The 11743-nt window shown below is 40.1% G+C and carries 10 protein-coding genes and 2 pseudogenes; 4 read left to right on the top strand and 8 right to left on the bottom strand.

Features of this window, described 5'->3' with window-relative positions; genetic code table 11:
- Window positions 1-6: 6 nt before the first annotated feature.
- The 8 genes and pseudogenes from Len3610_RS21920 to dnaA form a co-directional block, all read right to left on the bottom strand.
- Window positions 7-960 (bottom strand): annotated as a pseudogene (locus Len3610_RS21920) (DNA gyrase subunit A); the annotation flags it as partial.
- Window positions 961-1258: 298 nt separating this feature from the next.
- Complete coding sequence (locus Len3610_RS21260; protein ID WP_255259659.1) at window positions 1259-1570, bottom strand: DNA gyrase subunit A; 312 nt, start codon at window positions 1568-1570, stop codon at window positions 1259-1261.
- Window positions 1571-1605: 35 nt separating this feature from the next.
- Window positions 1606-3552, bottom strand: a pseudogene (gene gyrB / locus Len3610_RS15785) (DNA topoisomerase (ATP-hydrolyzing) subunit B).
- A 125-nt stretch (window positions 3553-3677) separates the two neighbouring features.
- Window positions 3678-3962 (bottom strand): extracellular matrix regulator RemB, encoded by a 285-nt coding sequence (remB, locus tag Len3610_RS15780; protein ID WP_176448799.1) that lies wholly within the window; start codon window positions 3960-3962, stop codon window positions 3678-3680.
- A gap of 12 nt (window positions 3963-3974) precedes the next feature.
- Window positions 3975-5087: a DNA replication/repair protein RecF gene (recF, locus tag Len3610_RS15775; protein WP_176448798.1), complete on the bottom strand. Its 1113-nt coding sequence runs from the start codon at window positions 5085-5087 to the stop codon at window positions 3975-3977.
- A gap of 15 nt (window positions 5088-5102) precedes the next feature.
- Window positions 5103-5327 carry a S4 domain-containing protein YaaA gene (yaaA, locus tag Len3610_RS15770; protein WP_176448797.1) on the bottom strand — a complete coding sequence of 75 codons (225 nt, stop codon included), beginning with the start codon at window positions 5325-5327 and terminating at the stop codon, window positions 5103-5105.
- Between the two features lie 310 nt (window positions 5328-5637).
- Window positions 5638-6774 (bottom strand): DNA polymerase III subunit beta, encoded by a 1137-nt coding sequence (dnaN, locus tag Len3610_RS15765; RefSeq protein WP_176448796.1) that lies wholly within the window; start codon window positions 6772-6774, stop codon window positions 5638-5640.
- Window positions 6775-6956: 182 nt separating this feature from the next.
- Window positions 6957-8309: a chromosomal replication initiator protein DnaA gene (dnaA, locus tag Len3610_RS15760; protein ID WP_176448795.1), complete on the bottom strand. Its 1353-nt coding sequence runs from the start codon at window positions 8307-8309 to the stop codon at window positions 6957-6959.
- A 567-nt stretch (window positions 8310-8876) separates the two neighbouring features.
- Here dnaA and rpmH point away from each other — a divergent pair.
- The 4 genes from rpmH (at window position 8877) to jag (ending at window position 10989) form a co-directional block, all read left to right on the top strand.
- The gene (gene rpmH / locus Len3610_RS15755) at window positions 8877-9011 is read left to right on the top strand and encodes a 50S ribosomal protein L34 (RefSeq protein ID WP_176448794.1); all 135 of its coding nucleotides are present in this window, start codon (window positions 8877-8879) and stop codon (window positions 9009-9011) included.
- A gap of 66 nt (window positions 9012-9077) precedes the next feature.
- The gene (gene rnpA / locus Len3610_RS15750) at window positions 9078-9422 is read left to right on the top strand and encodes a ribonuclease P protein component (RefSeq protein ID WP_176448793.1); all 345 of its coding nucleotides are present in this window, start codon (window positions 9078-9080) and stop codon (window positions 9420-9422) included.
- Between the two features lie 182 nt (window positions 9423-9604).
- A complete protein-coding gene (spoIIIJ, locus tag Len3610_RS15745) occupies window positions 9605-10369 on the top strand; it encodes a YidC family membrane integrase SpoIIIJ (protein WP_176448792.1) in 765 nt (254 codons plus the stop codon).
- Window positions 10366-10989 (top strand): RNA-binding cell elongation regulator Jag/EloR, encoded by a 624-nt coding sequence (jag, locus tag Len3610_RS15740; protein WP_176448791.1) that lies wholly within the window; start codon window positions 10366-10368, stop codon window positions 10987-10989. The genes spoIIIJ and jag overlap by 4 nt, the downstream gene beginning before the upstream one ends.
- Window positions 10990-11743: the final 754 nt, after the last annotated feature.

Below are 11743 nucleotides of genomic sequence, written 5' to 3'. Positions count from 1 at the left end.
ACCGCGGCCGCCGCGTTTTTGTGTCCGATACGTCGAAGCAGGGAGTCGTTTAATGTATCCCTGATGGGTGAGCGTTATGACAATATTCTCCTCAGGAATTAAATCTTCATCTTCAATTAAATCTGCTCCACCGGCGACAATTTCCGTCCGGCGCGGATCATTATATTTCTCTTTTATTTCCATCAGTTCTTCACGAATGATTTCCAGCACTTTTTCGTCATCCGCCAAAATAGCTTTTAATTCATCAATCTGCTTGAGAAGGTCATTGTATTCATTAGCGATTTTCTCCCGTTCCAAGCCTGTCAGACGCTGCAGGCGCATATCCAGTATAGCCTGTGCCTGTTTCTCGCTCAGACCATAATTATCCATCAGGCCATCCCGCGCAATGTCAGTTGTTTCAGAATTACGGATAAGTGATATAACTTCATCCAGATGGTCCAGTGCAACACGCAGACCTTCCAGAATGTGCGCGCGTGCTTCAGCTTTACGCAATTCAAAAGCAGTACGGCGTTTAATGATTTCTTTGATGTCTAAATAATGTTCAGGCACTGTTTAATGTTACTTCGGGGCGCCATTAACTAAAGCCAGCATATTATGCCGATGTTGTTTGCAGTGCTGTATATTTGTATAAATTGTTTAACACAATATTTGGATTGGCCGTCCGACGCAATTCATCACGACGCGCATTTCCATTACGGTCTGATTCGTCGCGTAAGTCGGGTATACCATCGATTCGTTTTTCCGACAAGTTCTGCATCTTTCAATAAGTTTCGCCTTATTAACCTGGTAAGGCAATTCGGTGGCAATAAGCGTTGACTTGCCATTCGCATGTTCCTCGATAGCCACTTTTGCCCGAATTGTCACAGAGCCTTTTCCGGTTTCAAATGCCTTGCGAATGCCGCTTCTGCCAAGGATTTCACCAGCCGTTGGAAAATCGGGTCCATGTATATAATTCTCCATCAATTCATTAATCGAAATCTCAGGATCTTTACTGACAGCTATACCGCATCATCGTTTCGCCAAGATTATGAGGCGAATATTTGTCGCCATACGACAGCAATTCCAGCTCCACGTTTATAAGCAGATTTGGAAACGGACGGAAAACAACTGGTTCCCGTTCTGTCCTCATAGTTGTCCGATAATCACGGTATCTTTATTGATATCGCGCAATAATTCCATGGAATTTTTAGACATGCGTGCTCTGTATACGCATGGGCTGCAGCCGAGTCTCCGTCTACTGAGCCGAGTTCCCGTGACATCACAGCATATAAGCGATACTGAAATCCTGTGCCATACGCACCATCGATTCATAGACAGCAGAATCCCCATGCGGGTGATACTTACCGATGACTTCACCTACAATACGGGCAGACTTTTTATACGGCTTATCTGAATGCATTCCAAGGTCATTCATAGCGTACAATATTCTGCGGTGGACAGGTTTCATGCCGTCACGTACATCAGGCAATGCCCGTGATACAATGACACTCATGGCATAATCAAGAAAAGATGTACGCATTTCCTGACCAAGATTTATTTCCTGAACGTTTGGACGTTGTTCATCCGCCATTTAAAATACCCCAAATCTTCCTGAGATACGTTCATTTACAGATTTTTTCTTATACTAAATATCAGATTTTGGACATATTGAGCATTTTCTTCATGAAATCCGGCGTGGCTCCACTTTATACCCATCCCATCAGCATATCAAAAATATGATCAGCATCCATCGCATCGGAAAGCTCAACTTGAAGTAATGTTCGTGTTTCCGGGTCCATCGTTGTCTCCCAAAGCTGTTCTGCATTCATTTCACCAAGACCTTTATAGCGCTGCAGGCCTGGTTTTGGTGATTTAGGTATCTCTTCCAGAATGCGCTCCATCTCCGAGTCATCATAAGCATAATGAGCAGCTTTTCCCTGCTGGATTTTATACAATGGCGGCTGGGCAATATAAACATAGCCATGTTCGATTAGTGGACGCATATAACGATAGAAAAAGGTTAACAATAATGTGCGGATATGTGCACCATCAACATCGGCATCTGTCATAATGACAACTTTATGATAACGGGCTTTGGTAATATCAAAATCTTCGCCAATCCCCGTGCCTAACGCTGTTATCATGGCCCGGACTTCTTTATTGGATAAAATTTTATCGAGACGTGCTTTTTCAACGTTTAATATCTTACCGCGCAACGGGAGAATAGCCTGAAAATGCCGGTCCCGGCCCTGTTTTGCTGAACCGCCGGCAGAATCACCCTCAACGATATATAATTCACTGATGCTTGCATCCGTTGATGAGCAATCGGCCAATTTACCCGGCAGATTGGATACTTCAAGAGCACTTTTTCGTCTGGTCAATTCACGTGCCTTTTTCGCTGCAATACGAGCATGCGATGCCGTTATGCCTTTTTCCACAACAATTTTTGCTACATCAGGATTTTCAAACAGGAACTTCGAAAAGGCTTCACTGAAAGCCGAATCGGTTATCCTTTTTACTTCACTGTTACCGAGCTTTGTCTTCGTTTGCCCTTCAAACTGCGGATCCGGATGCTTAATGGAAATAATGGCTGTCATACCTTCCCGGACATCATCACCGCTTAAGGTTTGGATCACTTTCTTTAAACATATTATTTTTACGGGCGTAATCATTGATTACACGTGTCAGTCCGGATTTAAAACCTGATTCATGACTGCCGCCTTCATACGTGTGAATATTGTTGGCAAAGGAATAAATGTTGCTCGCAAAGCCATCATTGTATTGAATGGCGACTTCAACTATAATTTGCTCGTCTTCACTCTCAGAATAAAAGGGTTCATGCAATACTTCCCGGTTACGGTTAATAAATTCAACATACGAACTGATACCGCCCTCGTAATGAAACGCCACCGGTTCCGCATCTGTCCGTTTGTCTTCAAGCGAAACAGTGACCCCCTTATTCAAAAAGGCCAGTTCACGCACACGCTGCTCAAGTAAATCGAAATTAAATTCCGTCGATTCTGTAAAAATTTCCGCATCAGGTTTAAATTGTGTTTTAGTACCGGTAATGTCCGTTTCACCGACAGTTTCAATTTTGCCTTGTGGCACACCCTTTTCAAAACCAAGGTAATAAATATTTCCGTCACGATGAACATAGACATCAAGACTGCTTGATAAGGCATTAACAACTGATGCCCCAACACCATGCAGCCCGCCTGATACTTTGTAACTGTCACCGCCGAATTTACCACCGGCATGCAAAACAGTCATTATCACTTCAAGTGCAGGTTTGCCGGTCTTTTTCTGAATATCCACCGGAATTCCGCGGCCGTTATCAATGACCGTAATACTATTATCTTTCTCAATAATGATTTGAATTTTATCACAATAACCTGCAAGTGCTTCGTCAATACTATTATCGACGATTTCCCATACGAGATGATGCAGCCCTCTTTCACTTGTCGTTCCGATATACATGCCAGGCCTTTTCCGAACTGCTTCCAATCCTTCCAGCACTTGAATCTGATCTGCGCCATATGCCTGTTCTTTTGAAACTTTTTCTTCTGCTGACATCTTTTCACCTACGTTTCCTGGAAAAACTCATATTCATGACATTGCTGTGCATGAGACATGAATTTTCTTATACTTTAAAAATAATGCGTGTTATAGAAGTGTCAAAAGGTTGATTTATTGGTTATTTACTCTTGCTCAATTTCATCTGAGTAGTCATCCAGTTTGCTAATACTCGAAATCATACTGGATCGTTTTTTTAGAGTTGAAACGGATAATGAACTGTAATAAATTTGGTCGCTCGTTACAACAACTGATTTCGCTTCATCAGTTGGACCAAAAACTTTCTGCTGTTTTGTGTTATTTTCGATCATCTTTTCCATGGTGCTTGATGAGGTCACCACACTATAATCAATAATGGAAATGACATCATCTGATTGAATGACGTTATCGTTGCCTATATGAATAAACATCGTATCCCTCCATCATGTAACAACCATACCATCATCTACCTTGAACAATTGTGCTTCACTTAAGGTTTCATGGTTAATCCCATCAATGTTTGTTGTTGATACAAACGTTTGAACTTTCCCTTTAATCGTATCCAATAAATGAGATTGCCTGTGATTATCCAATTCACTTAAGACATCATCAAGAAGTAAGACCGGATATTCTCCGACTTCATTGCATATAAGTTCTATCTCTGCCAGTTTTACCGATAATGCTGTTGTTCGCTGTTGTCCCTGGGAGCCATAGATCTGGACATCCTTATCATTCACATAAAACATAATATCATCTCGATGAGGCCCGATCAGGGTTGTACCACGGTCGATTTCTTTTTCCTGCAATTCATGGAATTTATTGGTATAGACACTCTCTATCTTTTCCCTATCTGCTGTTTCTGATACCTCTATCGTTGGAGCATACCTGATTTCCAGCTTTTCTGTCTGATGACTGATTCCACGATGAATCGGGCTTGCCCATTGACGTAACAAATCAAGGAAAATAAAACGGCGCTCCAATAATGTGGCTGCATGCTGAATGAGCTGTTCAGTCAATACATCGAGCATTGTTTTATCCTGTGTTTCATGACGTTGTAATTGTTTTAATAATTGATTCCTCTGTTTCAGTATTTTTTGGTATTGACCGAGGTGATAAATATATTTGGGTTGAATTTGTCCAAGTTCCATATCGATAAAACGTCTTCTTGTCAGTGGTGCACCTTTAACAAGTGATAAATCCTCAGGTGCGAACATAACAACATTCAAGGCACCGATATAATCGCTTAATTTTTTTTGCTCAATTCGATTTAATTTAGCCTTTTTTCCTTTTGTCGATAAAATAATTTCAAGGGGAAATGTTTGTTGTCGTTTTGTTACCCTGCCCTCTATTTTAGCATACTCTTCGTCCCATTGGATAAGTTCTTTTTCTCTTGGGGTACGATGGGACTTAGAAAAGGCCAGGACATAGATAGCTTCCATCAGATTGGTCTTTCCTTGTGCATTCTCGCCGATAATCATATTTATTTTATCATTGAATGAAAGATTGAGTTTTGCATAGTTGCGGTAATTTTTTAATTGTAAATGTTCAATATTCATGCCAAATCCCCGTCATTAATCTTTAGTGACAATATAAACACCAATACCTTCCATCTCGACGACATCATCCGGATAAAGTTTTCTTCCTCTGCGATGCTCAGGTTCACCATTAACAAGTACGCCCTGATCCTGCAAAAATGCTTTTATCATACCACCGGAATCAAGTATATTAAGCAATTTGATAAATTGACCCAGCGGGATATAGTCTGTCTCAATGTTTATTTTTTCAGGTTCATTCATATTGATCACCAAACTTTTTTTATGAATTGACGTTCTTTGTACTTCCTTTCTATTCTACTAAAGATTTAAGGTTAAGGGAAGGATAGTCACTTTTAAATTGGGTAGCGGGAAAATATAGTTTTATGCAGGATTTGGAAATACATCAGGAAATCAGTACGTGACTGACCCCCTGATGGTATAGATTTAATTAGCTTATTTTTAGTAAAAAATATCGGATGACGTATTCGATACAGAAATCGGCTGCTTCGCCGATTTCTACCAATCCGACCTCTGACCTCCGGCTTCTGAAAAAACGCGGCAGCGTTTTTTCTTAATACGTTCTGACCGGTAAGATTAATTGCAGCATTGAATCATCATTAGCCGGTTTAATAATAAATGGCCGCATGGCACCGGTGAATTCAATAAGGACTTCGTCATTCTCAATTACTTTTAATGCATCCAGCATATATTTTGAACTGAATGAGATTTTCAGATTTTCGCCTTCAATCGCCTGGATTGAAACTTCTTCTGCGACTTGGCCAACTTCCGGTGAATTGCTGGTAATTTCCAATAGCTGATTTTCTTTTGTCGTCAGTTTGACAACATTGTTTCGTTCTTCTCTGGCCAATAATGAAGCCCGGTCAATTGTATTGATCAAATCTTTTGTTTTAACACGAATTTCGGTTTGACTTTGGTCCGGGATCAACCGGGATGTTTCCGGATAATTTCCGTCCAGCAGGCGCGATAAGAAATGGATATGTTTTGTCCGGAATAAGATTTGATTATTGGTTACACTGATATCGACTTTTTCCGTTGCATCATTCAGGATTTTAGATAGTTCATTCAGACTTTTACCTGGTACAACGATGCTGGATAAATTGAAATCAACACCATCCAGCGGGATACTTCTTGAAGCAAGCCGGTGACTGTCTGTTGCCGTAAAACTTAAGTGTCCATTTTCAATTTTTATATTGACACCAGTCAAAATTGGTCTGGTTTCCATAGTTGATACTGCAAAACCAGTTTGTCTGACTAAATTTTTGAGTAAATCCGACTGTATTTCAAAACTGTTTTCTGCTTGTATTTTAGGCAGTTGTGGATATTCACCGGCATCTTGTCCGTTAAGATTGAATTTTGCTTTTCCTGATTGGATTGTGACATTAAAATTTTCATCTGATTCAATTTCAACTGTTTTTTCCGGAAGTTTGCGGACAATATCTGAAAAATAACGTGCCTGTAAGACAACACTTCCTTCCTCAATATGATCTGCATTGATCATCCCATCCTCTTCGGCAGGTATAAATGATTCAATCGAAATATCAGAGTCACTTCCGGTTAACCTGATACCATTTGATACGGCTTCCAGTTTCATACCCGTTAAGATTGGAATAGCTGTTCTCGGGGAAATAGCCTTCATGACATCTTGCACACCAGCAATCAATTGCTCACGTTGAATGATAAATTTCATGAAATATATTCTCCTTTTGGACATATATTTATTATTTATTAATAAAATACAGTAATAATAGTACTAGGGTTTGTGATTATGTGGATATCCCTGCCGACACTGTATGACTCCGGGTTATACACATGTGGAAAAGTTGTTCATAAATGTGATTTGTTCATTCACACTATACACATGTGCATAAACTAAAATGATTTCAGTTGCTCCTTTAATTCTTCAATTTCTTTGTGTAATAGTGTGTCATTTTCCATCATTTTCACGACTTTTTCGTGTGCATGAATAACTGTTGTATGGTCTCGTCCACCGAATTCCTCGCCAATTTTAGGTAAGGAAAAATCAGTCAGCTCCCGTGATAAGTACATTGCAATCTGTCTGGGGAATGCAATTGATTTTGTCCGTTTTTTGGCAGCAAAATCCTCTAATTTAACACTGTATTTTTCCCCGACAGCTTCCTGAATGCCATGGATCGTAATGGTTCGTGGCTGATTGCTGGGGATAATATCTTTCAGTGCATCTGCTGCAAGGGATGCATCAATATCCTGATTGACGAGGGAAGAATAGGCTACCACACGAATTAATGCACCTTCCAGTTCGCGAATATTGGTGTCAATTTGATTTGCAATATACAACATTACTTCATTTGGAATATCAAGTCCTTCAGCTTTAGCTTTTTTCGTTAATATAGCGATACGCGTTTCCAGGTCCGGTGGGGTAATATCTGTAATCAAGCCCCATTCAAATCTGGAACGCAGACGATCTTCAAGCGTCGGTATTTCTTTAGGCGGCCGATCACTCGAGATGATGATTTGTTTATTATCCTCATGAAGTGCATTGAATGTGTGGAAGAATTCTTCCTGAGTCGATTCTTTTCCAGCAATAAATTGAATATCATCAATTAATAGAATATCAACATTCCGGTATTTATTTCTGAATTGGGTCGCTTTGTTATCCATAATCGCGTTAATGAATTCATTCGTAAACTTTTCGGATGATAAATAAACAACGTTCGCTTCAGGATTGTGCTCCCGAACGTAATGGCCGATTGCGTGCATCAAATGTGTTTTACCAAGGCCGACCCCACCATAAATGAATAGCGGGTTATAGGCTCTCGCCGGTGCCTCAGCTACTGCAAGGGATGCGGCATGGGCAAACCGATTACCGGACCCGATAACGAACGTGTCAAATGTATATTTTGAATTCAACATGGTTTTACCATTATCTGTATTGTCATTTTTGTTTCCCGCAGGTACTTTTTTCTGTGCCTGAAGGGCGTCATTCTCAGACTCCTGGGAATCGGGAATAATAAACTTTGTAGAAAGCTCGGCACCGGTAATTTCAAGTAAAATTTCATTAATTAAATCAGTATATCGTCCTTCCAGCCAGTCGCGTGCAAATTCATTCGGTGCTAATACGGTTAATGTATCCTCTTCCAACGATTCAGCTTTCGTGTTTTTCAACCAGGTATCAAAGCTCGGTTTACTGATTTTTTCTTCAATTTTTTCCAATGTCGCATTCCATAATTCATGAATGTTTTCCAACTCACGTCACCCCTTTCAGTTTTGATTGATGATAGAAAAACCCTTTCCCGGATCTTTCATATTGTGTCATAGAAAGACGGAAAGGTTTTCTGTAAAAAAAATGAGTTCTTATGTGGTTGTGAATAGTTAAATATGGACAGTTCAACATAAGAAGCAAGTTATGTACGCCATCCACATTATTGTTGATAACTAAGTAAACAGAGGTGTATATGTGCATCCACATATTATCCACAATCTGTGGAAAGATGAGATAGGAAAATGAATTTTACACATGTTAAGCACAAACATAATACCAAAAAAAGAGGGGGAGTGCAACGGCTTTTCGACACTTATCCACAAATTCAATGGATTGTAGACAATATTTATCCACACCACTAGATTTTGTGAGTAATTTGTCGATAATTGTTGTTTATAAGATAAAAAGACTAATATGTAATTCAGTCAGAAGTGTGGATAAAATTTTTCAGGAGGGAAGTTGACAGTGGGATTCGTTTTTCATTATAATGAGCAAGACTGCCTTTAGATATGTAGTTAGTGTTTGTAATTCCTCAGGGAGGTGTATGATAAATGAAACGAACATTTCAGCCAAATAATCGTAAGCGGAAAAAAGTGCACGGGTTTCGTGCTCGTATGAGTTCAAAAGACGGACGCCAAGTATTGAAGCGTCGCCGTCGTAAAGGAAGAAAAGTATTGTCTGCGTAGACCACTGACATTATCAGTGGTCTTTTTTCCACTATTGTGGGAAGATAATTTCTGAAGGTGATCGGTTTGAAAAAAAGGTATCGGATAAAAGATAATAGAGAATTTCAGCACGTATTTAAAAATGGGAGATCGTTTGCAAACCGGCAGCTTGTTCTATATTATATAGAAAAGCCGGGTCAGGAACACTTCCGTATTGGGCTGTCCGTGGGCAAAAAAATAGGCAATGCAGTTCTGAGGAATCGGATCAAACGGTTTTTGCGTCAGGCATTTCTGGAATTGGAAGACAATATTGAACCAGCGAATGATATTATCATCATTGCCCGGCACCCAACGAGACAAATGAGTTTTAATGATGTTAAAAAAAGTTTAATTCATTTATTGTCCAAAAAACAACTGTTAGCAAAAAAATAGACATGTTTTCCGCTTTTATATAGAATCTTTCATTCATTTAATGGTAAAATAGCAATATAATTCGGTACATATGTTTTTTTGCAATATCCAAAGTATTATTATGATTATGCTTACAAACGTTGTTACTCGCTATAAGATGAACGCGAGTGTCTGTTTTTTATAGTCAGTTAGGAGGAAATATAGTGCGTAAAAAGGTTTGGCTGCTATTAGCTCTGATCGGATTAATAGCACTTCTCTCCGGTTGTATGGAGATTGATGAACCAATCAATTCCGAGAGTGAAGGAATCTGGAATTCATTCTTTGTCTATCCTTTATCACTGGTTATTGTTTATATTGCTGAATTGTTTAGTGGGAGTTTTGGTCTATCGATTATCGTTGTGACAATTTTTCTTCGTTTGATCCTGTTGCCATTAAACGTTAAACAATTGAAAAGTTCTCAAGCCATGCAGGATATCCAGCCGGAACTGAAGAAATTACAAGAAAAATATGCATCCAAGGATGCCAACACACAACAGAAATTGCAGCAGGAAACGATGAACCTGTTTCAAAAGCATGGCGTGAACCCGCTTGCAGGCTGTCTGCCGATTTTTGTACAGATGCCAATATTGATTGCGATGTACCATGCAATCATGCGTACACCTGAAATTCAAACTCATACCTTCCTATGGTTTGAACTGGGCTCACCGGATTATATTTTGCCGCTGATTGCCGCCGGAGCAACTTTCCTGCAGCAAAAGCTGATGATGGCAGGAAGTGCGGCTGCTCAAAACCCGCAAATGATGGTTATGCTTTATGTTATGCCGATTATGATTGGCGTTATGGGCTTTATTCTTCCGGCAGCCTTAGCACTCTATTGGGTTGTAGGGAACGTGTTTATGATTGCCCAAACCGTATTCATTCGTAAACCTATGATGAACAATCAAAATAATGGGGGAGACAAAAAGTGAGAGAAATAACTGCTAGTGGACAGACGGTTGAAGAAGCGGTCCAATCAGCATTAGAGCAGTTAGACACCACAAGGGACCATGTTGAGGTTGAGGTTATTGATGAAGGTAAAAAGGGGCTATTAGGTGTATTCGGTTCAAAGCGTGCTTTTGTGAAAGTTACTATGTTGCGTAATCAAATTGAAACGGCTGAAGCATTCTTGAATGAAGTAACACAAAATATGAATGTACAAGCTAATGTGTCGACAACAGTCGAGGAAAATCATGTAAGCTTTAACTTATCCGGAGACAAAATTGCGGTATTAATTGGTAAACGCGGCCAAACATTGAATGCCATCCAATATTTAGTCCATCTTGTATTAAACAAGGATGGAAGTGAGTATTACAGTGTAACGGTAGATGCGGAAGGGTACCGCGGACGCAGAAAGGAAACACTTGAATCATTGGCGCATAAAATGACGGATAAAGCACTGACATTAAATAAAAATGTGGCACTGGAGGCAATGCCGGCGTTTGAGCGCAAAATCATTCATAATGCTTTACAGGGTAACAATCAGGTTTCCACTTATTCAGATGGTGCAGAACCACATCGCCGCATTGTTATCAAACCGCAATCCGAGTGATAACTTCCGACTTTGGAGGTTTAATCCAGGGTTGTGTCCATCGAAAATAAACACGTTATTTCATTTCTGGAATAGCGTGTTTTTTTATGTCGACATCGGAATCGTATCAACAAATCCAATAAAACAGCTTCTATTATGGCTGTTTATCTAAAGGGATGTTTGTTGACACAAAATCCATAAACTGCGACGTAACTATCGGAAAGTCTTCATCCCATTCTATCGGGGCCTGAGTGCTAGTTCATCGCTGCGGAAAAATACTCCCTTTCCGCGGGGAACGCTTCAGCCTCCTCGCTCGCAAAACCCGCTCGCTGCGGGGTCTTCAGACTGTTCCTTTCCCGCAGGAGTGTCGCATTTTTCCGCAGCTTCGCGTCATATTCTATCCTAGTGAGAGAAAGACTACTAGATACTTTTTCCCTGAGTTTCAACATTTAAAATACAGAACGTATCTGCTAGCGCAGGAAATACGCGGAGACTCCAGCGGGAGGATAGGCATAGGTGAGACCCCGCAGCGCGCCAGCGCGAGGAGGCTCACCAGCCGTCCGCGGAAAGCGGAGCGTATTTCCGGAGCGGTATCACAGCACTCATATAATTTTCAGTGTGTCGCGGTTTATATCGACAGCGAAAATGGAAGTGTAATAAAATTCACGATAGGATCCTTAGTTGATATCCAGTTGTTGATAATGCATTTAAATCCATCTATCCACATGTGAATAGTTTCAGTTTAAAACAAATAAATAATTAACACTGTGGATAA

It is taken from the genome of Lentibacillus sp. CBA3610 (genome assembly GCF_013373365.1).
Lineage (GTDB): Bacteria > Bacillota > Bacilli > Bacillales > Amphibacillaceae > Lentibacillus.
Note: the sequence above shows the minus strand (reverse complement) of the source record. Positions and strands in the feature narration are given on the sequence as shown.